The organism is uncultured Bradyrhizobium sp. (genome assembly GCF_947648125.1).
In the GTDB taxonomy this organism is placed as follows: domain Bacteria; phylum Pseudomonadota; class Alphaproteobacteria; order Rhizobiales; family Xanthobacteraceae; genus Bradyrhizobium.
Genome location: NZ_CANSMR010000001.1, coordinates 221,738 through 242,856, shown reverse-complemented (window position 1 = coordinate 242,856; position 21,119 = coordinate 221,738). Strand labels below are relative to the sequence as shown.

At 62.1% G+C, this 21,119-nt stretch carries 21 protein-coding genes and 3 pseudogenes; 7 read left to right on the top strand and 17 right to left on the bottom strand.

The window, feature by feature from the left end; all coding sequences use genetic code 11:
• Position 1 precedes the first annotated feature (1 nt).
• Positions 2-469, bottom strand: a complete 468-nt coding sequence (locus Q0030_RS01190; protein ID WP_298362278.1) for a MarR family transcriptional regulator — start codon at positions 467-469, stop codon at positions 2-4.
• Positions 470-578: 109 nt separating this feature from the next.
• Here Q0030_RS01190 and Q0030_RS01185 point away from each other — a divergent pair, with 109 nt between their 5' ends.
• A complete protein-coding gene (locus tag Q0030_RS01185; RefSeq protein WP_298362276.1) occupies positions 579-863 on the top strand; it encodes a hypothetical protein in 285 nt (94 codons plus the stop codon).
• 266 nt (positions 864-1,129) lie between these two features.
• On the opposite strand, the pseudogene Q0030_RS01180 reads toward Q0030_RS01185, so the two are convergent.
• Positions 1,130-1,359, bottom strand: a pseudogene (locus Q0030_RS01180) (phage integrase N-terminal SAM-like domain-containing protein); the annotation flags it as partial.
• Positions 1,360-1,541: 182 nt separating this feature from the next.
• Here Q0030_RS01180 and Q0030_RS01175 point away from each other — a divergent pair.
• A pseudogene (locus tag Q0030_RS01175) lies at positions 1,542-2,607 on the top strand (IS630 family transposase).
• Between the two features lie 303 nt (positions 2,608-2,910).
• Here Q0030_RS01175 and Q0030_RS01170 read toward each other — a convergent pair.
• Positions 2,911-4,188, bottom strand: coding sequence for a phenylacetate--CoA ligase family protein (locus tag Q0030_RS01170; RefSeq protein ID WP_298362274.1), 1,278 nt, complete (start codon positions 4,186-4,188; stop codon positions 2,911-2,913).
• A gap of 377 nt (positions 4,189-4,565) precedes the next feature.
• Here Q0030_RS01170 and Q0030_RS01165 point away from each other — a divergent pair, with 377 nt between their 5' ends.
• The 5 genes from Q0030_RS01165 to paaI are packed head-to-tail and all read left to right on the top strand — an operon-like array spanning position 4,566 to position 8,720.
• Positions 4,566-5,177, top strand: coding sequence for a TetR/AcrR family transcriptional regulator (locus Q0030_RS01165; protein ID WP_298362273.1), 612 nt, complete (start codon positions 4,566-4,568; stop codon positions 5,175-5,177).
• Positions 5,174-5,620: a cobalamin-dependent protein gene (locus Q0030_RS01160; protein WP_298362271.1), complete on the top strand. Its 447-nt coding sequence runs from the start codon at positions 5,174-5,176 to the stop codon at positions 5,618-5,620. The genes Q0030_RS01165 and Q0030_RS01160 overlap by 4 nt, the downstream gene beginning before the upstream one ends.
• Positions 5,617-7,296: an acyl-CoA mutase large subunit family protein gene (locus Q0030_RS01155; protein ID WP_298362268.1), complete on the top strand. Its 1,680-nt coding sequence runs from the start codon at positions 5,617-5,619 to the stop codon at positions 7,294-7,296. Before Q0030_RS01160 ends, Q0030_RS01155 begins: the two co-directional genes overlap by 4 nt.
• 16 nt (positions 7,297-7,312) lie before the next feature.
• Entirely contained in the window at positions 7,313-8,296 is a 984-nt protein-coding gene (gene meaB, locus Q0030_RS01150; RefSeq protein ID WP_298362265.1) for a methylmalonyl Co-A mutase-associated GTPase MeaB, read from the top strand.
• Positions 8,280-8,720 (top strand): hydroxyphenylacetyl-CoA thioesterase PaaI, encoded by a 441-nt coding sequence (paaI, locus tag Q0030_RS01145; RefSeq protein ID WP_298362262.1) that lies wholly within the window; start codon positions 8,280-8,282, stop codon positions 8,718-8,720. The genes meaB and paaI overlap by 17 nt, the downstream gene beginning before the upstream one ends.
• A gap of 255 nt (positions 8,721-8,975) precedes the next feature.
• Here the strand turns inward: paaI and Q0030_RS01140 are convergent, their stop codons facing one another.
• The 14 genes and pseudogenes from Q0030_RS01140 to Q0030_RS01075 form a co-directional block, all read right to left on the bottom strand.
• Positions 8,976-10,172 (bottom strand): hypothetical protein, encoded by a 1,197-nt coding sequence (locus tag Q0030_RS01140; RefSeq protein WP_298362259.1) that lies wholly within the window; start codon positions 10,170-10,172, stop codon positions 8,976-8,978.
• Between the two features lie 29 nt (positions 10,173-10,201).
• Positions 10,202-11,011, bottom strand: a complete 810-nt coding sequence (locus Q0030_RS01135; RefSeq protein ID WP_298362257.1) for an enoyl-CoA hydratase/isomerase family protein — start codon at positions 11,009-11,011, stop codon at positions 10,202-10,204.
• 20 nt (positions 11,012-11,031) lie between these two features.
• Positions 11,032-12,183, bottom strand: coding sequence for an acyl-CoA dehydrogenase family protein (locus Q0030_RS01130; protein WP_298362254.1), 1,152 nt, complete (start codon positions 12,181-12,183; stop codon positions 11,032-11,034).
• Positions 12,180-13,298 carry an acyl-CoA dehydrogenase family protein gene (locus Q0030_RS01125; RefSeq protein WP_298362251.1) on the bottom strand — a complete coding sequence of 373 codons (1,119 nt, stop codon included), beginning with the start codon at positions 13,296-13,298 and terminating at the stop codon, positions 12,180-12,182. Before Q0030_RS01125 ends, Q0030_RS01130 begins: the two co-directional genes overlap by 4 nt.
• Positions 13,295-13,744 carry a MaoC/PaaZ C-terminal domain-containing protein gene (locus tag Q0030_RS01120; protein ID WP_298362248.1) on the bottom strand — a complete coding sequence of 150 codons (450 nt, stop codon included), beginning with the start codon at positions 13,742-13,744 and terminating at the stop codon, positions 13,295-13,297. Before Q0030_RS01120 ends, Q0030_RS01125 begins: the two co-directional genes overlap by 4 nt.
• Positions 13,741-14,463, bottom strand: a complete 723-nt coding sequence (locus Q0030_RS01115; protein ID WP_298362245.1) for a transglutaminase family protein — start codon at positions 14,461-14,463, stop codon at positions 13,741-13,743. The genes Q0030_RS01120 and Q0030_RS01115 overlap by 4 nt, the downstream gene beginning before the upstream one ends.
• A gap of 375 nt (positions 14,464-14,838) precedes the next feature.
• Positions 14,839-15,696 carry a MaoC/PaaZ C-terminal domain-containing protein gene (locus Q0030_RS01110; RefSeq protein WP_298362242.1) on the bottom strand — a complete coding sequence of 286 codons (858 nt, stop codon included), beginning with the start codon at positions 15,694-15,696 and terminating at the stop codon, positions 14,839-14,841.
• Positions 15,697-15,717: 21 nt separating this feature from the next.
• Complete coding sequence (locus Q0030_RS01105; protein ID WP_298362239.1) at positions 15,718-16,869, bottom strand: thiolase; 1,152 nt, start codon at positions 16,867-16,869, stop codon at positions 15,718-15,720.
• Between the two features lie 4 nt (positions 16,870-16,873).
• Positions 16,874-17,251: an OB-fold domain-containing protein gene (locus Q0030_RS01100; RefSeq protein ID WP_298362236.1), complete on the bottom strand. Its 378-nt coding sequence runs from the start codon at positions 17,249-17,251 to the stop codon at positions 16,874-16,876.
• A gap of 519 nt (positions 17,252-17,770) precedes the next feature.
• On the bottom strand, positions 17,771-18,700 hold the full coding sequence (locus Q0030_RS01095; RefSeq protein WP_298362233.1) for an FAD-binding protein: 930 nt from the start codon (positions 18,698-18,700) through the stop codon (positions 17,771-17,773).
• Entirely contained in the window at positions 18,700-19,449 is a 750-nt protein-coding gene (locus tag Q0030_RS01090) for an electron transfer flavoprotein subunit beta/FixA family protein (protein ID WP_298362230.1), read from the bottom strand. The genes Q0030_RS01095 and Q0030_RS01090 overlap by 1 nt, the downstream gene beginning before the upstream one ends.
• Positions 19,450-19,492: 43 nt before the next feature.
• A complete protein-coding gene (locus tag Q0030_RS01085; RefSeq protein ID WP_298362227.1) occupies positions 19,493-19,921 on the bottom strand; it encodes an enoyl-CoA hydratase/isomerase family protein in 429 nt (142 codons plus the stop codon).
• Between the two features lie 85 nt (positions 19,922-20,006).
• Positions 20,007-20,243 (bottom strand): annotated as a pseudogene (locus Q0030_RS40525) (hypothetical protein); the annotation flags it as partial.
• Between the two features lie 28 nt (positions 20,244-20,271).
• Complete coding sequence (locus Q0030_RS01075) at positions 20,272-21,054, bottom strand: enoyl-CoA hydratase-related protein (protein WP_298362222.1); 783 nt, start codon at positions 21,052-21,054, stop codon at positions 20,272-20,274.
• Positions 21,055-21,119 lie beyond the last annotated feature (65 nt).

Sequence of the window (21,119 nt, the reverse complement as noted above, 5' to 3'; positions counted from 1 at the left end):
ATCAGATCGCGTCCTTCCTTCTTAGCGAAAGCGGAGGCTGATCAAGGGCGCGCTCGATTTCATCGAATAGACGTGTACAGGCTTCAAGATCGTCCGCGCGAGCCCTTCCTAGTACGCGCTCCTGAATGTTGCCGCTGATCCGTGCTATGCGCTGCTGTAGCCGGCGGCCAGCTTGCGTCAAATAAATGCCGCGGGCCCGTCGATCGATTTCCTGTTCGCGGCGCTCGATCAAGCCACGGCTCTCCAACGCATCGAGAAGACGTACTAGAGACGGCCCCTGAATCCCGAGCGCCTCAGCAAGCTCCTTTTGCCGCACGCCTTCGCCCAGATGTCCGACATAAGCCAATGGCCGCCACGTCGCCTCCGTCAAGCCAAATGCCCGGAGTTCGCCGTCCACTGCTTGCCGCAGACGTCTTGCAATGTATGCCACGCGAAAGCCAAAGCTATGTAGATCGATCGGGTCGGCCATCTAGACTAGATAGCAAGCTACCTATCTAATTTCAAGATCCAAATGACGTCAAGTACTCACTGCGCATTTGCAGTCTAGTCGCCCGATTCATTCAGACTGAAGGGTAGAGATGCTTGAGCTTGACACGAGCATTCGAAGCGCAGATCGAAGTAACGTGGGTTCCTGCGATGATCTGAGCCTGCAATTCCCGATTCCCAACCCCGCGGGGTATAACGGTCGCGCCCGCAGCCCGCGCGGCTTCATCAAAAAGCAGTCCCGCGGGCACCAAATGGTGCATCCAAGTGCTCAGAATCACGTTGCCTGCTCCTATGCCCGCGGCCTGGAAAAGTCGATCCAGATCGTGACCCCGCCTCCCGGCAGCGCCGGTTCAAAGATCGGACCGGGCGACACATAGATGCGCGCTACGTCTTTCAAATCGGCAACAAGGAATCCACCGAAAGGTGGATTCGCTTTTTTGGCGCTCCAACAACTCTTCTGTTTTCATCACTGGCAGACGAGAAATATCCGCCAGCGATGCAACCTTGGCAGGGTCGAACCCGGGCCGTGTCAAAGCGCGCCTTGAGGCCCGGCGCCTTCGCTGCTGCCTTGCTGTAGGACATCGCGATGTCTCAATAGATGTCAATGAACATTGCTCCCCTACCTTCCTCCCTGCCCGCTTCAGATTGAGCAGTCTATGACGATCTGATTGAGTGCAGGCCATGATATGCCCGTCGCCACCAGATGAACCTGGAACGCATGAACATCCTCCAAGCCCAGATGATCGAGCGATCGGCCAAAATTCGGCTAAGCTTCGATACCGCGTTGAGATATGATCGTTGCGTCGCAGGCGACAGATTGCGGACAGTCATATTGTCGATCTTGCGTCGGCGGAGAGGGCTCAGCTGGACCATCGGAAAACCTCCTGTCTGAAGGGTTGGGCTCTGAAAACCTTCAATCCTCTCTGACAGGAGGCGGCCGTTACCACCTCTCCTCAAATGCCGCGCCAGCGGCTTCGTTCAATCCCTCGAGATTCAATCCGACCCCGTTCTAGTACCCACTTTTCTTGGAACGTGAGTCGTGATTCAAGGCGGGGATGATACCCGAGGCAAGAGAAGTCCACCTTTCGAGGAAAGATCGCAAGGTGCTTGAGGCGTGTTGTCGCGCACCGATGACATTGCAGCGCGATTTGAAGCGAGCGCGGATAGTCTTATTGGCGGCGGATGGGCGCAGCACCCGGTCGATCGCCAAGGAAGTTGGGGTCCAGCCGCGGATTGTCAGCCTTTGGCGGCATCGCTATGCCCACCAAGGCCTTGAAGGGCTGCAAGACAAGCCGCGGCCCGGCAAGCAGCCGATCTATACGAAGACGACCGACAAGCGGATTCTGAAGCTGCTGGATAGGCCGCCCCCCGCAAGGGTTTGCGCGCTGGACCGGCCCTCTGCTGGCCGAGGCGCTAGGCGATGTTGACGTTCAATATGTCTGGCGGTTCCTGCGCAGCCACAAGATCGACCTCGCGGCTCGCAAGTCTTGGTGCGAGAGCAACGACCCGAACTTTACGGCCAAAGCCGCGGATGTTGTCGGCCTCTACGTCGCCCCGCCGGCGAAGGCTATTGTGCTATGCGTGGACGAGAAGCCCTCGATCCAGGCTTTGGAGCGAGCGCAGGGCTATCTGAAGTTGCCTAATGGCCGCGCCTTGACCGGCCAGAGCCACGATTACAAGCGGCATGGCACCACAACATTGTTTGCGGCGCTCGAAGTCGCCACCGGAAAGATCATCGCTATGCATTCAAAACGACGTCGCCGTGTCGAGTTTCTCGATTTCATGAACAGCCTCACCGCAGCCTTTCCAGACCGAAAGCTTCACGTTATCCTCGACAACCTCAACACCCACAAGAAGAACGAGGATTGGCTCAAGGCCCATCCCAACGTGCAATTCCATTTCACGCCGACAAGTGCATCCTGGCTCAACCAGGTCGAGGTATGGTTCTCAATCTTGCAGGGGCAGTCGCTCAGCGGCACCTCCTTCACAAGCCTCAAGCAGCTTCAGGACCACATCGATGCCTACGTCAACGCGTACAACGACAAAGCCGAGCCCCTCGTCTGGACCAAGAAAAAGGTCCGTCAACGCCGGTTCAAAGGCCGCCGTATCACTCAGGTCTGATTCCGGGTACTAGTAGGTCCAGAACTCGCCGCGGAATGCGAAATTGTCGGGCATAAGCTTACTTGGCGGTGTGCCGACTGCTTCGGCTCAGTCTACATTCGGCTCGAACATAGAAGAGCCTTGAATATTCCTCTAGCTCGGAGCTGAAGCAAAGAAGAAATCAGAGTTCAGTCAGCTTCGCTTTGACAATCCGCGCATTACAGCTCGATCTGCCCAAAAGGGCCCACACCTCCGAAAAACCGGAAAACATCTTTGCATCCACAATCAGCTTGCCAGAGCACGATGGACGCGCCGCCTCACAGCTCAACCTGGCCTGAATCGGGGACGCCGATCGTCGACCCGCTTCGCCTTGGATATCGCGCGTTCCAGCGAATTTGGCGCAAGCACGTCGACCTCGAAATTGATGTTGGTGTCGTTCTTCAGCCTGCGCTTGATGAGCATGATCAATTCGCTGTCGAACTCCGCCAAATTCTCGGCGCACACCGCCGGATCCCGCTCGACCCGCACCGTCGCCGTGTCCAGCGCGCCGTTCCGTTCAAGCACGATCTTGAATTCGATGCCCGTCCCCGGCACCGACAGGAGGGAGCGCTGAACCTGGCTCGGATAGACATTGGCGCCGCGGATCAGCAGCATGTCGTCCAAGCGGCCATAGACGCCCATCGGAAGCCGCGGGTAGGTCCGTCCGCAACCGCAAGGCTCGTAGGTCATGTGAGATTCGTCGCCGGAATAAAAGCGGATCATCGGCTGCGACTGTCTTCGCAGATGTGTATACACCAGCGCTCCGCTCTCCCCGTCGGGAAGCGCGCGGTTGGCATCATCCTTCGCGACGACTTCGGTCCAGACCTCATCCTGCATGACATGCACGCCATGGCCCATCTCGCATTCGGCATTGGTGCCCCACGGGGTCATTTCGGACGTTGTCGCCATGTCGCGCACGACGATGCCCCATCCCGCTTCTAGCGCCTGACGTGTTCCCGGAATCGACGAGCCCGGCTCGCCAATGAATATTCCAAGACGCAGCGGCGATTTGGACGGATCGAGTCCCATCGAGCGCGCAACCTCGAGCATGTGCAATGCATAGCTTGGCGTTGTCACTAGCACGGTCGATTTGACCCGCCACATCAACTCGATCTGCCGTTCGGTCTCGCCCGCGCCGACCGGGAAGGCCGTCGCGCCCAGGCGTTCGATACCCAGCAGCGACCCCCACCCTCCCATGAACAGGCTGAAAACCGTGGCAAGCTGCACGACGTCGCCCGGCCGAACGCCGCAGGTGAAAAACGCCTGCGCCATGACATCGGCGATATAGTCCCAATCGCCGCGCGAGATCGCATAGAGTGTCGGTTTGCCGCTCGTTCCGGATGAGCCGTGGATGCGGCAGATATCGACGTCCAGCGACCCAAGATAGCTACCGAACGGCGGATGCTCCGCCTGATCATCGCGAAGCATCTGCTTGGTGATAATCGGCACGTGCTCGGTAAAGCTCGCGATCGAGGTGACCCTGTCGGGATGAAAGCCCGCCCGGTCGTAGTGCCTGCGATAGAACGGCAGCTTCTCATACGCATAGCACAACTGCCGCTGCATCAAGCTCAGAACCTCCGCCTCACGCTCTTCGCGCGTACGAGTTTCCTTGCCAGAATTCCAAAACTCCCGCTGTCCTGCCATGCGTCACCATCCCCTCCCGCCGCATCGCTGTTGAGCCGATGCTAATTAAACGATTGTTTAGCTCTTTGATGTCTTGACGTCAAGAAGATCGGCTCACGGGCTTGCGCAGGGCACCCCCAACCCGCCAGACGCCAGAGACGAAGCCGGCGGACGGCAATAAAGTACCAATAAATCAGTAGCTTTCTGACGTAACCTCGGACGTGCAGCGCCCTACCCTTTGCCATCGAGCGCGAAAAACTTGCCAAGTCGCCGACAAAGCGCTAAACGGCCGTTTAGTTAGCGATAGAGGTATTAACGTGGCTGCCACTGCCGCAAAGCAACAGGCGAACCGCTGGCCTGCCCTTCTGGACGCGGCGGCCATGCATTTCGCCGACCGCGGCTATCATGCGACGACCATGCGCGACGTGGCCGAGGCCGCCGGCGTCACGCCCGGCGCGGTCTATTTCCATGTTCCGACCAAGCAAGCCCTGCTCGTCGCCGTTTATGCCGAGGGCGTCGACCGCATCATTGGTCACCTGGAAGCCTCGATCAGTTACGCGACGGATCCGTCGTTGCGGTTTCGACGGGCCATCAAGGCGCATCTGGAATCCATTCTCGATGCCAGCGCGTTCGCGCGCGTGATCGTCCGCGTCCTGCCCGACGACGTGCCGGAGGCCGCGGCCGAACTCCGCGGTCACCGCGACCGCTACGAGATGCGGTTTCGTGCCCTCATCACGGCCCTGGACTTGCCTGAGGGCCGTTCCTCGACGCTGCTTCGGATGTTGTTGCTCGGCGCGCTCAACTCGACGCCGGTCTGGTACCGTCCGTCGAAAGGCGGACTTGACGCCATCGTCGACGAATTCGTCGCCATCTTCGGCGTCAGTCCATCCCGGCGCGGCACCGCCGCCCGACGGAGATCCAGGCGATGACGAACGTCGACGTACGGCCACTTCGTGTCCTCGTGACCAAGATCGGCCTCGACGGGCACGACCGCGGCAGCCGCATCGTCGCGGCCTATCTTCGCGATGCCGGCATGGAGGTGATTTACACGCCGCCGTGGCAGACTATCTCGGGCGTCGTCAAGCTCGCGACGGAAGAAGACGTCGACATCATCGGCGTCAGCTCGCTTGCGACCGATCACCTGATCGTGCCGAAAATGATGACTGCGCTCCGCGAAGCGGGCCTCGACCATGTGCGCGTCGTCGTCGGTGGAATCGTGCCCGACGAGGAAAAAGGCGCGCTGCTCGCGGCCGGTGTCAGCCGGATCTTCGGTCCTGGCGCTGCGCGTGACGAAATCGTCGACTTCGTCGCCGCGCTCGGCCGGCAGTCGCGTTCGGACCGAATCGATGAATTCTCGGAGGTGAATTCATGACCCAGACCGCGATCCAACTTCCGCTTCCCGGCTTCGAGCAGGCGCAGGGTGAGTGGCGCTCGCAATATTCGCGGCAGATGCGTGAGGAAAAGCCGATTCGCAATCGGTCGGGCATCGAGATACAGCCGCTCTATTCGCCGCGCGACTGGTCCGGCGAGCGCTATCTCGATGACCTCGGATTTCCCGGCCAGTTCCCGTTCACGCGCGGGATCTACCCGTCGATGCACCGCGGTCGGACCTGGACCCAGCGGCAGTTGATCGGCCTCGGCACGCCCGAGGACTACAACAAGCGCGTCCGGCGCATCATCGACGCCGGCGCCACGGCGATCAGCCTCCTGCCATGCTGCTCCGGGTTTCGCGGCATCGATTGCGACGAGGTCGATCCGGTGCTGCTCGGCACCTGCGGCACCGTGATCAACACCACGGACCACATGGACCGGGCGCTCGACGGCGTTCCAATCGGCGAAATCTCAACCGCCATGAACGACCCGTCACCATTCACGCTGCTTGCCTTTACGCTTGGCGTGGCGCGGCGACGCGGTATCGACTGGCGCTCCGTGACGGGCACCTCCAACCAGAGCGACTATATTTCGCATTTCATCGCCAACCACCAGTTCTACCGCCTGTCGCTGCCGGGATCGCGTCGGGTCCTGCTCGATCACATCGAATTTTGCCGGCGCCATGTGCCGAACTGGAATCCGGTGTCGGTTGTCGGCCAGCACATGCAGCAGGCGGGTGCGACCCCGGCCGAGACGATGGGTTTCACGCTTTCCACGGCGATCCAATATGCCGAGGATTGCATCGCACGGGGCATGGACGTTGACGATGTGTTGCGCCGCTTCACCTTCTTCTTCGACATCTCGATCTCGCTGTTCGAGGAGATTGCGAAATTCCGCGCCGGCCGCCGCATCTGGGCCAGGATCGCGCGCGATCGCCTAGGTGCTAAGGATCCGGCATGCTGGCGGTTCAAGTTCCATGGCCAGACGTCAGGCGTCGACCTGACGCAGCAGCAACCCCTCAACAACATCGCCCGCGTCTCGATCCAGGCAATGGCGGGTATTCTGAGCGGCCTGCAATCTCTGCACACCGATGCCTATGACGAGGCGATCGCCTGTCCGAGCGAGGAGACGGCGCGTGTCGCAGTGGCGACGCAGAATATCCTGCGCGAGGAAGCCCGGCTCTGCGACGTCATCGATCCCCTCGGCGGCTCATACTATGTCGAGCGATTGACCGACCAGATGGAGACCGAGATCGAACGTGTAATCGCCAAGATCGATGCGGCTGGCGGCATGTACAAGGCGGCCGAAGCCGGCCTGGTTCAAACCATGATTGGCGACTCCGCGCTCGCTTTTCAGGAGCGGGTCGACTCCGGCGAGCGCAAGATCGTCGGCATCAATTGCTACCAGATCGACGAAGATCCGACCGTTCCGCCGGCGGACCGGCCCGATGCGGATGCCATGCATCGGCACGTCGAACATTTCAAGGCGTTCAAGCGCGAACGCAGCCAGGGACAGGTCGCCCGCGCCCTGGATGCGCTGGCCCGCGCAGCCAACAGCACGGACCAGAACACCTTCGAGAAGGTGGTGGAGGCCGTTGACGTCGGCGTCACGCACGGCGAAGTGATTGGCTGCTTGCGACGCGAGCTCGGGTTCGGACATCCTCTGATCGTTGCCTGACGGGATGACGCGCGCCATGGAAACTTTCCACAAGCGGCTGCGCGCAGGCGATCCGAAAGCGGTCGCAAGGGCTATCACAGTCATGGAAGCGGGTGGGTCTGCCGCCGCCAATCTGCACCGCGCGCTGCTGCCGTCAACGGGGGCCGCCCTGACGGTGGGGTTCACTGGGCCGCCCGGTGCGGGGAAGTCGACGCTGATCGATGCCTTCGTCGCCGAGCTGCGCAAGAGCGGACGCACCGTCGCCGTCGCTGCCGTCGATCCATCCAGCCCCCTCTCCGGCGGTGCCGTGCTTGGCGACAGGATCAGGATGGGACGGCACACCGAAGATCCCGGTGTCTTCATCCGTTCGATTGCATCGCGCGGCCACCTCGGCGGCCTGAACGAAAGCATCCAGCCTATCATCGATGTGCTGGATGTCGCCGGCCGGGACGTGATCGTGATCGAGACTGTCGGCGCGGGGCAATCGGAGGTCGAGATCGTCGAGGTTGCCGATGTAAGGGTCGTCGTGAACGCCCCTGGCCTCGGCGATGATGTCCAGGCGATCAAGGCTGGAATCTTGGAAATCGCGAGCATCCTCGTCGTCAACAAGGCCGATCTGCCGCTAGCCGCCCGCACCGTCCGGCAACTGCGGAGCATGCTGGCCCTCCGCCGCGAAAACGATAGGAACGTGCCGGTGATCGAGACCGTAGCCAATTCCGCAAAGGGCGTCGCCGATCTCCTCGAGGCCGTTCTGAACCTGGCGCCGCGGGCGCCCTGGGAACGTCAGGCCCGGCGCCGCGCCCGCGTCCATCGTCTGGTGGCGGAAGCGGCCGCTGCCCAAATGCGGCGCCGTATCATGGGGCGAAGCGACGAGGCCTTCTTCGTGACCCTCGCGCGCGTCGAGGCAGGTGAGCTGTCCGTTGAGGCGGCAGCACACGCGCTAGCCGCGCACGACCAGGAACCTGCCCCTGAATCGTCTCAGCAAACGACCGTTAGCAAGCAAAATGAACCCGTTACCTGAAGATCCGATCAAGGTAGCGCATTGCTGCGCGACCTTCATGCTTTCCGGCGACGCGCCAGCGAAGGCTTTCGGCTTCTCGCTGCGCCGCGCCGCGCCAGGTGAAGCCGAACTCGAGATGACAGTTTCGCAAAATGGCCTGAATGTCTTCGGGACCTGCCATGGCGGCGTGCTTTTTACCTTTGCTGATACGGCGCTCTCGATCGCGTGCAACAGCCATGGTCGGCAATCGGTGGCTCAGCAATGCAGCATCACCTTCGTGCGGCCTGTGCGGCCGGGTGACCGCTTGATCGCGTGCGCGCTCGAACGCTGCCGCACCAGCCGTACGGCAATCTATGATTGTACCGTGACAAACGCGCAAGACGGAAAAGTCGTGGCAGAGTTCAGGGGCCACTCGCGGACGATCGCCGACGACATGCCGGCGTAGTTGCCAGAACGGCCCAGCAGATCTGCGGTCGTCGCTGCCGTTGCCAAAGAATTGCCCTAGACCTAGACACCGCTCGCTACGCTGATCCCCTCATCGGTCGCAACCTGACCGGGCTCAGCGGTTCTGAACCGACGGGCGCCATGTTGCTGCACAGGGCCGCGTACGGACTTGAAGGAAAGATCGAACCGCGAAACATCACAGTAGAATTCCAGACATGCGTTGGGGTTCGGGCAAGGAACAGTGTGTCTGGAAAGTTCAGGCGTCCTTTTTATTGATGATCAACTCGGCGTTTTCCGGCAGGGCATCGACGATCGTGACCCCGTCCGCGCGAATCCGGGCATGCAACCTGAAAGCCTCCAGTGCCGCGACCTGGGCCTTCTCGCTGTCGGCACCATCTTCCAGAACAAGTGACAACCGAATCATGTCGCGGTCGTTCTCTCGGGTGGCTACCGCCTGCGCCGCCTTTGCCCCGGGCGTGGCGATCACCACTTCCTCGACAGCGCGTGGATAAACGAAGATCTCGCGCACCTTCACTGCGGCGCCGACCCGCCCCTGAAGGGCAGAGATCCGTCGCACGCTGCCGTCATCATTGCTTTCCAGCGCAAGGGCACTGTCGCCGGTGCCGAAGCGAATCATCGGCCAGTCGGCTTGACGCGCGGTCACCACCACCTCGCCCGGCTGGCCATGGGCCGTGGGGTCGCCGCTGACAGGATCGCAGATCTGCACGATCCGATCGGGATGCACGACATAGCCTTCGCCCCTGTCCTCATAGGCGACGAGCCCCAAGTCAGCTGTGGCGTAGGCGGCCCAGGTAGAGACGCCATAATCGGCTTCGATCCGGCGGCGCTTGGCCATCCAGTCGCCCATCTCTCCGCCCAGGAATGCGGTTTTCACTTTCCAGGCATCGCGGCCGTAGGTCTTGATGACGGTGTCGGCCAGCGTCAGAAAAAACGCGGTCGAAGCGCAGATCGAGGTGACGCCGGTCTCCGCGATGATCTGGGCCTGCAATTCCCGATTGCCGACCCCGCCGGGGATCACGGTGGCACCCGCGGCCTGCGCGGCCTCATCAAAGAGCAGCCCCGCGGGCACTAGATGGTACATCCAGGTGTTCAGGATCACATCGCCCGCGCCTACGCCCGCTGCCCGGAACAGCAGGTCCAGCCCATGACCACCGCCGCTTGGCAGCGCCGGTTCAAAGATCGGGCCGGGCGACACATAAATGCGCGCTATGTCCTTCAGATCGGCGGCGAGGAATCCGCCGAAAGGCGGGTTCGCTCTTTGCAGCTTCAACAACTCTTCTTTCTTCATCACCGGCAGACGGGAGAGATCTGCCAGCGATGAAACCTTGGCGGGGTCGAACCCAGCTGCATCGAAGCGCGCCTTCAGTCCCGGTGCCTTCATTGCTGCCGCGCTGTAGGCGGTGGCGATGTCGTGATAGATGTCAATGGACATTGCTTCCGGTGTCCCCTGGTACGCCCGATTCAGATCGGGCAATCCTTACGGAAATTCGGAGCCCGCTTCTCGCGGTGTGACAGGACGCCCTCCTTTACGTCCTCACTCATGAAACCCAACATTTCGAGGGCTGTGGATGCGTCAAAGATCGGCCCGGCCTGGCGGAGCCAGTTGTTGAGCGAGTATTTTGTCCAGCGGATCGCACTCTGCGAGCCATTTGCAAGCTCGGTGGCGATGTCGAGCGCGGTCTGCTGAAGAATGTCATCCTCGACGCACATCGACACCAGACCGATCCGGTCAGCCTCCTCGCCCGAGACCGGCCGGCAGGTCAACAGGTAGTATTTGGACTTGGCCATGCCGCACAGAAGCGGCCAGATGATCGCGGCGACGTCACCGGCGGCAACGCCGAGACGCGGATGGCCGTCAACGATCTTGGCTTTTTTGCCGGCGATCGACACGTCGGCCAGGATACCGACGACCAAGCCGGCACCAGCGGCTGGACCATTGATCGCTGAGATGATCGGCTTGTTGCAGTTGATAATGTTGTAAACAAGGTCCTTGGCCTCCTTCCACGTCTTCATGATCCCGTGCGAATTGCCGATCATGCTCTCGATCAGGCTGAAATCTCCGCCCGCCGAAAACGCCTTGCCCGCACCGGTCACAATCACCGCGTTGATGTCGGGATCGCGGTCGATGTCGACCCACATGTCGGTCATCTGCGTGTGGGTCTTGGCATCGACCGAGTTGAACGTCTCAGGCCGGTCGAAGGTGATGCGCAGCACACGCTCGGCCGGGTAGTCGAACTTCAGCTTGTCATATTTGGAGTAACGATCAGACATGATAAAATCCTCCCTCATTGTCAGCCAGGCAGTCCTAGGACTGCTTTCGATAGAATGTTGCGCTGGATCTCGTTCGACCCACCGTAAATCGTGGCCGGTCGGGCCTTGTAGAAGCTCGCCAGAACATCGACGCCGACATTGCCGACCTGTAGCGGCCCCAACGTGGCCCCATCGGATCCCGCCGCCTCGATCATGAGTTCGGTGATCTTCTGAAACGTCTCGGTCACCCAGATCTTGAGCATCGAGACATCCGCGCCCAGCGTCTCGCCCCGCTTGAGCTGATCGGCGAAGCGCGCGTAAAGCGCTGCGTGATCCTCGACATCGAGGGCGACCTCAGCGAACCGGTCACAAAAGACCGGATCGTCGAATCGGCCGTAACTCCGGGCGAAGACTTCAAGCTGACCAAGCGCGTTTTGGGCCAGATTCGGTGCGCCAATGAACACCCGCTCGAAACTGAGCAGGGACTTGGCCATGGTCCAGCCCTTGTTCAGCTCGCCCACCAGGTTTTCGAACGGGGTGCGCGCATCATCGAAGAAGACCTCGCAGAACTCAGTCTCGCCCGCCAGGGTAGTGATCGTGCGGACCTCGATACCCGGCTGGTCCATCGGCACGAGAATGAAACTGATCCCCTGCTGCTTCTTGGGCGCCTTCGGATCGGTGCGCACCAGCATGAAGATATGGGTGGCGTCATGCGCCATCGTGGTCCAGATCTTCTGACCGTTGATGACGAATTCGTCGCCATTGATCACGGCGCTCGTGCGCAGGTTCGCCAGATCGGACCCGGCGCCCGGCTCGGAATAGCCCTGGCACCAAATGTCTTTGCAGCTCAGGATGCGGGGCAGCCAGTAGGCCTTCTGAGCTTCGGTACCGAACTTGATGATGAGCGGACCGACCATTTGCACGCCCATGTCGCGGCCTCGGTTGACACCCCAACGCTGCTGTTCCTCGTAGAAGATAAGCAGCTTGGACGCGCTCAATCCCATGCCGCCATATTCAGTGGGCCAGGCCGGCGCAACCCAACCGTTTGCGTGCAGCTTGCGGTGCCAGTGCTCGATCTCGGCAAATCTGGGCCGATGTGGCAGGTGGCGCAGCTCTTCGGGATATTCCGCTTCGAAGAACTGGCGCATCTCGCGGCGGAAATCGGCATCGCTCATCGCGTTCCAGTCGGTCATTGCGCGGCCTCCTCGAATTTGCGGGACTCCAGCCAGCGCCGACGATGATATGGCGCATCGCCCAGCCAGGCGGACAGCACTAGCGCCCGGTTCAGAAACAGCCCGATGTCGAATTCGTCGGTGTAGCCGACGGCGCCATGCAGCTGGATCGCTTCGCGGGTAATCTTCTTGGCCGCGGTGCAGGCGCGGGCCTTGGCGCGGCTCGCCTGGTGCGCGCGCAGGTGCGGGTCTTCGGTGGCGTCCATCAGGGCGAGCGCGTCACGCACGCCCGCTTCGGCTACCTCCTGCATGACATGCATGTCCACCGCGCGATGCTGGATGGCTTGGAACGATCCGATCGGTTTGTCGAACTGCTCGCGCGTCTTGATGTAGTCGAGCGTTATCTCCAGCGCCCTGGCGCTGACGCCGACAAGCTCGGCGGCTGCAAGCGCCGTTGTCTCGCTGACGGCGGCTGCGAGAGCCTTTGCGACTGCCGGGCCTTCGGCGAGCAACTCGGCAGGCGCGCCCGACAGGTGTAGCTCGGCCAGTATGCTGCCGTCGGACTGACGGCGTTTGTCGATGGAAACCCCCTTGGCGGCGAGATCGACCAAAGTGAGAACCGGTCCTCCGCCGGCCTCCGCCACGACGAGGATGCCGCTTGCACCAGCCGTCCCCGCGACCCAGGATTTCGCTCCGGTCAGAGTTCGGTTCGTGAACCGGCAGGACAGGGCGTCGGAGAGGTTCTTGGTGTTGCGCTCCTGCCATGCCGTTGCCAGGACCATCCTGCCGGTCAGCGCCGCGGGCAGAAACGCATGATCGGGGCAGAGCCGGCGCAAGAGGCCAATTGCGAGCCCGACCAAGGCAACGACAGGTTCTGGCGCGAGCACCCGGCCCGCTTCTTCGGCGATGATGCCGGCGGCGGCAAGTCCCATGCCGAGGCCGCCAGCCTCTTCAGGCACCGCGGGGCCGAACAAGCCGGCCTCGGCCAGTTCCGTCATCACGGCCGCGTCCCAGCCGCCGGCTTCGTCCCTGATCTTGCGCGCCCGGGCCACGCCGCCCGCACGCTCGAACAGCGTGCGGACGCTTTCGCGCAATAGACGGAGATCGTCCTGATCCTGATGTGAAGCGTCGCTCATTTTTCCTCCGATGGCTGGCGCTTGATCATCACCGGACTATCGGCAGTGAACACGACCTGTCTCGCGGGATTCTTGGCTCTGAGCGTATAGGTCAGCACGCCCCTGTCCGGCTTGCTCTTCGAGGGCACAACTGAAGTGACTTCCAGCTCGATGTCCAGCGCCTCGCCGGGCGGCTTGGGCAGGGACCATCTCGGCGAATTGAAAACCAACCCGCCGATATTGGCTAGCCCGGGCATCATTTCGTGTACGACCGGTTTGAACGCCTGCAGCATCGTCTGAAAGCCCGAGGCGATCAGGCTGCCGTGAATGCCAGTTGCGTAGGCCTCGTCGGTATGCAGCCGCTGCGGGTCCCATTTCTGGGCAAAGGCAATGATCTCCTCCTTGCTCAGCTGCGGGGCGCGGAATCTGTAGATCTGGCCCGGCTGGAAATCTTCGGGATACTTCATGAGGCCTTGCCCGCTGCCGCAAACCCGCCATCCACCCCTTCGGCGCTGCGCGAGATGCGCTCGCGATTGAATCGTTCGAGCTTGGGATAGACCTTCTTGAACACGCGCAGGAATTCCTCCATCGGCGCGTCAACGTAAAGCCCGTGATCGTTCACATATTCCATGTGCCGCTGATCGTTGGCGTTGAACTCATGAAACAGCGCGTCACTCTTGCCGTCGAAGACAAGCGGCTTGACGCCGAACCGCTCGCACAGCTCCATATTGAATGCGGGCGTGATCTTGTAAGCCTTGCCGTCGAGCCAGAGCTGCACGTAGCCGTGATAGATGAACAGGTCGGTGCCCATCAGCTCCTGCAGCTTCGGTGTGTTCAGGTGGTTGCGCACATCAGCGAATCCCAGCGCTGCGGGAATGCCGGCCGCGCGCAGGCAGGCCGCCAGCAGGATCGCCTTGGGCACGCAAAATGCGGCGTCCGCCTTGGCGATGCTGCTGGCGCGGTAGGCATCGACATCCAAGGCGAAGGTGTAGGGATCATAGCGGATACCGTCCCGCACCGCTTCGAACAGGCGGATCGCCTTTTCGGTCTGGGATGCATCGTCGGGTAGATCGCGCAAGGCCCGGGCGACGAACTGCTGGACTTCGGGGCTGTCGCTGTCGACGTAATGCGTGGGCGCGACGTATCTTGCGGCCTCTTCCGGAAGTTCTTTTTGGGAGTCCGTCATCACAATCACCTTCTGGAAGGGACAATTCTAACAATTGTTAGAATAGTGAGCCGCCTTGGCAGCGTCAATGTTCTTGGCGGCATCTCTCATGGGGCGGCCGGTCCGAAATCGCGGTTGTGGCAGCCCAGACCGGACGCAGCCTCGTCCCGGGAGGCGGCACGCGAAAGGCCCGCACGATCGGTAGCGGCAGGGCGGGCACGCACCTGTCCCAATTTGCACCTGCCAGCCGTATACGCCCCGCTTGGCGAAATGGTCGTCGGATGCCGCCTCGGTCGAGGACTTGACCACCGTGCAGCAGCAATCGGCCTCGGCCGGTAGCGGCGCTGAAATCCAGCGCGAGGATGTTGGTGAGCGGCTGAGCCATGGTAGCTAACCTCAGGCGAAGCGGGCTGTGCCGTTGTCCAGCACGACGACCTGACGCTCGGCGACCGAAGCTCTGAACCGCGCGCCGTCGCCTTCGCGCCAGATATTGAACCGCACCGTCTCGCCCGGATAGACCGGGGCGGAGAAGCGCACATCGAGCCCGGTCAGGCGGCTGGCATTGTAGTCCAGCAGCGTCTTCAGGATCGCGCGGGCCGCCAGCCCGTAAGTGGCCAGGCCATGCAGGATCGGGCGCTCGAATCCTGCCGCACGAGCGACCTTGGGATCAGCGTGCAGCGGGTTGTAATCGCCCGACAGGCGATAGACCAACGCTTGGCGCGGCAGCGTCGCAAGATCGCAGACATGGTCGGGCTCGCGTTCGGGAATAGCCGCAGGCGTCGGTCCCGGCTTGTTTTCGCCGCCGAATCCGCCATCGCCGCGGCAGAAGGTCGACATCGAGACTTTGGCCAGCGTCTCGCCGTTGGCGGCGTCGATGATGTCACGGCTCAGATAGATCACCGCGCCGCGGCCTTCGCCCTTGTCGGAGATCTGATCGATCCTGGTGCGGCCGATCAGCTCACCTTTGACCGGCAGCGATTTGTAGACGTCCAGCCACTGCTCGCCATGCAGGACCTTCTTCCAATCGACCCCGGTCCGCGGATCACGCAGCCAGAAACCAGGATAGCCGAGCGTCACGGCCATTGACGGCACGGCCAATAGCCCTTCCTCATAGACATAGGCCAGTTCTTTTTCATCGGTCGGGTCCTCACCAAAGCCCAGACCGAGCGCGTAGAGCATGGTGTCGCGTTCGGTGAGGGTCTGGGTGATGTCTTCGAATTCCCAGTTCGACAGAGCCTTATAATCGAGTGGCATCGCCTTGCCTCTCCGGTCGTTTCACAAGGTGTTCCCTGAACCCAGAATCGCTGTCACCTGGCTCGACAGCGTGCCGCCATTGCCGTGAGCGAGCGCCAGATCGACATTGCCGATCTGAAGTCCCGGCGCATCGCCTCGGATCTGCCGGGTCGCCTCGATTACGGTGAAGATACCGTACATACCCGGATGCACGCAGGAGAGCCCCCCGCCATTGGTGTTGACCGGCAGCGCACCGCCCGGTGCAATCCGCCCGTCAGCGACAAACGCGCCGCCTTCGCCTTTCTTGCAAAAGCCCAAGTCCTCGAGAAAGAGGATCGTGTTGATGGTGAAGGCGTCGTAAAGTTCGACCACGTCGATGTCGGACGGAGCCACCCTGGCTGCGGCGAAAGCGCGCGCGCCCGACTCCCTGGCTGCCGTGACGGTGAAATCCGGCATCTGCGAAATCTGCCGATGCGTGCTCTCGGCGGCGCTCGCAAGGACGTAAACCGGCGGTTTGGGGAAATCCCTCGCCCGCTCCGACCGCACCATCACCACCGCACCGCCCCCATCGGTGACGAGGCAGCAATCCCGCACGGTCAGCGGATCGCTGACCATGCGCGAAGCGAGCACATCCTCGCGTGTCAGATCGCCGCGGGCGAAGGCTTCGGGATTGTGCTTGGCCCAAGCCCGCGCGGCGACTGCCACATCGGCCAGCTGTTCGCGCGTGGTGCCAAATTCATGCATGTGCCGCGCCGCCGCAAGAGCATAGGCGGAGATCGGATAGCGCGGGCGATACATCTGCTCGTAGGGCGGCGGCCGCGAGGCCGTGACCAGCTTGCCCGACGAACTGCGCTGGTTCGAGCCGTAGACGATCAGCGCCACATCGCACAGCCCCGCCTCGAGCGCCATCGTGGCTGCGGTGATGTAGTTCACGAAGGAAGAGCCGCCGGTCATCGTGCCCTCGACAAAACGCGGGCGGATGCCAAGATATTCCGCCGCCATCAGCGCCGGCATGCTGTCTTCCATCATCGTGCAGAAGAGCCCGTCGACATCGGGCAGTCTCAACCCCGCATCTCCCAGTGCCGCCAGACCTGCTTCCGCCATGATGTCGCAGGCCGTCAGGCCCGGCGCCTCGCCAAAGCCGGCATGTCCGGTGCCGACGATTGCAGATTTACCGCGCAGCTTGTTTTCCATCTCTTCAGCCCTCTTCAGGCCTGCACAGCACGGCGGGTGTGCCGTCAATTTTTCCGGCGTAGGCAGTCACCGCCATGCCGATCCTCACGTCGGAAGGCGCGACCCCCTCAACCCGGCTCATCATCCGGACCCCTTCCTCCAGTTCGACGATACACACGTTGTAATCGCCGCCCTGATCGGGCGGGCGCCGGATGATTGTTGTGGTATGAATCTCGCCTCTGCTCGATGCCTCGCGCCATGCGAACGAGGTCCCGTAACAATGCGGACAGACCACCCGCGGAAAAAAATGAAAACGGCCGCACGCGTTGCACTTGGGAAGAACGACTTTGCCCGCTGCTAGCTCGCATCGGAAGACCGTGTCTGGCCCTTCCTGAACTCTCAAACTGTTGCTCCCTCACCGCAGAACCCGGCATTGCACTTCCCGGCGGTTCCGCCTCTATTTCTAACAGATGTTAGATTTCTGGCAACTCCAAATTTCGAGAGTTCGAGGTGCACATGAACATCAGCAAAGAAGGCCCGCTGCAGGGGTTGCTTGTGGTTGCGCTGGAACAGGCGGTCGCCGCACTTTTTCGTCGCGCCTGGCCGATGCGGGATGCGGGCACGCGCGCGTGACGTGATCAGGACGGCTCGCTGTGTGCGGGCAATACGAGCACATCTTCAGGGACTTGCCGCTTGATCTTTTCGATTGGGTCCGCATCAGGCTCGATCGAAACCACGGGACGTTCGGGGAGATTTTCGGAAGCACCTTGTCTCCCGATACGAGGAGCTTCAGGTCGGGGCAAGAGATGCAGGCGTGGTCCGGCGAGTGCTCGGATCCGTTGATGTCTCGCCATTCATGCAAGGTCGGCAATCCAGGCGAGCCGCTCGAACGGGGTAAAGAGCGGTTCGCGCCGGTGGCGGCTCAGAGCTTTTCGATCAGCTCGGGCATGGCTTGGAAGAGGTCTGCCACCAAGCCGTAATCGGCGACCTGGAAGATCGGCGCGTCCTCATCCTTGTTGATTGCGACGATCACCTTGGAGTCCTTCATGCCGGCCAGATGCTGGATCGCGCCGGAAATGCCGACCGCGACATAAAGCTCGGGCGCCACCACCTTGCCGGTCTGACCGACCTGCCAGTCGTTCGGCGCATAGCCGGCATCGACCGCGGCGCGCGAGGCGCCGACGCCGGCGCCCAGCTTGTCGGCGAGCGGCTCGATATACTTGGCAAAGTTTTCCCGGCTCTGCATGGCGCGGCCGCCGGAGACGATGATCTTGGCCGAGGTGAGCTCAGGCCGATCGCTCTTGGCGACCTCTTCGCCGACAAAGCTGGACAGGCCGGGATCGGCGGCCGGGCCAGCTGCGTCCACCGGTGCACTGCCGCCATCGCCGGTTGCGGCAAAGGTGGAGGTGCGCACGGTGATGACCTTCTTGGCGTCCTTGGACTTCACCGTCTGGATGGCGTTGCCGGCGTAGATCGGCCGCTCGAACGTGTCGGGCGCGACGACCTTGATGATCTCCGAGACCTGCATCACGTCGAGGAGTGCCGCGACGCGCGGCATCACGTTCTTGAAGCGCGAGGTCGCGGGCGCGACGAAAGCATCATAGGCGGGCGCGAGCGAGACGATCAGCGCGGCCAGCGGCTCGGCGAGGTCGTGCGCGTAAGGCTCGCCTTCGGCGAGCAGAACCTTCTTCACGCCGTTCAGTTTGGCGGCGGCGTCGGCCGCAGCCTTGGCGTTCTGGCCGGCCACCAGCACGTGGACGTCGGCGCCGAGGGCTGTAGCCGCGGTCAGCGCCTTGTTGGTGGCGTCCTTGAGGGCGCCAGCTTCATGTTCGGCAATCAGAAGCGTCGTCATCAGAGCACCCCGGCTTCGTTCTTGAGTTTCGACACCAGCTCGGCGACGTCCTTGACCTTGACGCCCGCCTTGCGGCCCGGTGGCTCCGTCGTCTTGAGAACTTCAAGACGCGCGGCGACGTCGACGCCGTAATCGGCGACGGTCTTGTCCGCGATCGGCTTCTTCTTCGCCTTCATGATGTTCGGCAGCGAGGCATAGCGCGGCTCGTTGAGGCGGAGATCGGTGGTGACGATTGCCGGTCCCTTCAGCTTCACGGTCTGCAGGCCGCCATCGACCTCGCGCGTGACCTTGAAGTCGGCCCCTTCGACCTCGAGCTTGGAGGCGAACGTCGCCTGCGACCAGCCGAGCAGCGCGGCCAGCATCTGGCCGGTCTGGTTCGAGTCGTCGTCGATCGCCTGCTTGCCGAGAATGATCAGGCCCGGCTGCTCTTCGTCGGCGACCTTCTTCAGGATCTTGGCAACCGCCAGCGGCTCGACATTGCCGTCGGCCTTCACCAGGATGCCGCGGTCGGCGCCCATGGCGAGACCGGTGCGGATCGTTTCCGACGCCTGCGCCGGACCAATGGACACCACAACGACCTCGGTGGCCTTGCCGCCTTCCTTCAGGCGCAGCGCTTCCTCGACCGCGATTTCGTCGAACGGGTTCATCGACATCTTGACGTTGGCGAGTTCAACGCCCGATCCATCGCCCTTGACGCGGACCTTGACGTTGTAATCGACCACGCGTTTGACGGCCACGAGCACCTTCATCGTGCGTTTCTCCTTGGGCAAGTTGACATGTTCCGGGATGCTGTCAGCAATCGCGGAGACGCGGTGGACGCTTTTGCTCGAAGGTCTCCATCGCTTCGCAGAAATCGTGGGGCCAGAGCAGTCTGCGCGTCACGCTCGATTTCGAGCGCTTCGTATAGGAACACACGGCAGTGCTGCGCATCACGCGCTTGACCATCTCTTTGCCATACATCAAATGCGCGGCCATCTCGCGGGCAATGGCGATGGCCGTTTCCTCGGTCCTCTCGGCCGGCACGTGTTCCTCGACGACGCCCAGCTCGCGCGCGGTCTTGCCGGAAATCTCCCGTCCTGTCATCGCCAGCAGGCGCGCCACCCCGGCCCCGGCGCGCTGTTGCAGCAGCCAGTTCGATCCAGTGTCGGGGCATCCGCCGACCCGCGCAAAGACCTCGCAGGCTCGCGCATCTTCGGCCGCGACTACGACATCGGCAGACAAGGCAAGACTCATGCTGGCGTTGAAAAGCAACACCGTCGACGGCCGCGACGAGTGGCTTGCGGAACCTGTTGGCCCCGCGCCCGCCTCTGTGAACGCGATCCACCAGTTCGTGCGTGGCGCGGCCGCCCTTGGCGGTCTCGGTGCGGAAGCCGACCAGATCTCCGCCGCTTGAGAAATGCTCGTCGCCTGTCATGACCACCGCACGTATCGTGCTATCCAGCTCCGCCTCATCGAGCTTACGGATCAGCGCATCGACGATCGAGACTGTGGGGATTGCGGGGCAGACAAATCGCAAAATGCCGATGGGCCCTTCGCGGACCATGCGCATCAGGTCGGTCATCGCAGGTTCTCTATCTGCCCTGCCAGACCGGCGCGCGTCTTTCGGCAAAGGCGCGGGGCCCCTCGACGGCGTCCTGGCTGGCATAGACGATCTCGTGAAGACGCTTGCCCTCTTCCAGCCCACCGGCACACCCCAGATCCATCGTCGCCCGCACACTGGCCTTGGCCGCGATCACCGACAGCGGCGCGCCTCTGGCGATGCGGGTTGCGAGATCGCGGGCACGGGCGCGCACCGCGTCAGGCGTGTCTTCGAGGTAGTTGGTGAAGCCGTAGTCGTGCAGGCGCTCGATCGGCATCAGATCGCCCGTCAGGACAATCTCCATCAGGATCGGCTGAGGAAGCATCGATAGCGCCGGCGCAGCCCAAGGCGAGCCACGGCCGATCTTGACTTCGGTGATCCCGACCTTGGTTCCCTTGAGCCCGACCCGCAAATCGCAGTTCAGCGTCAGCATCATCCCGCCGGCCATCAGAGAGCCAGTCATTGCAGCAATGATCGGCTTGCGGCAGGCGCGCATCGTTTCGTGAAACGGGTCGCGCATCTTGCTGAGAATGTCGACGCCCTCCTGGCGCGCTATCTCGGCTGCTTCCTTCAGATCGAGACCTGCGCTGAACACGCCGCAGTCTGCCGAAGTCAGGATCGCAACTCTAACCGTATCGTCGGCCTCGATCCGCTCCCATGAATCAGTCAACCCGTTCGCCGCAGCGATCGACAGCGCGTTCTTGCGCTGGGGCCGGTTGATGCAGACGGTGGCGATACCTCCGTCTACGGACACTTGGATCGGGTTGGGTTCCATTACTTGATCCTTGAAGTATTGGTCTTGAGACGAGCATTGAGCGCTGGCAGGGCCTGCGCACTCGA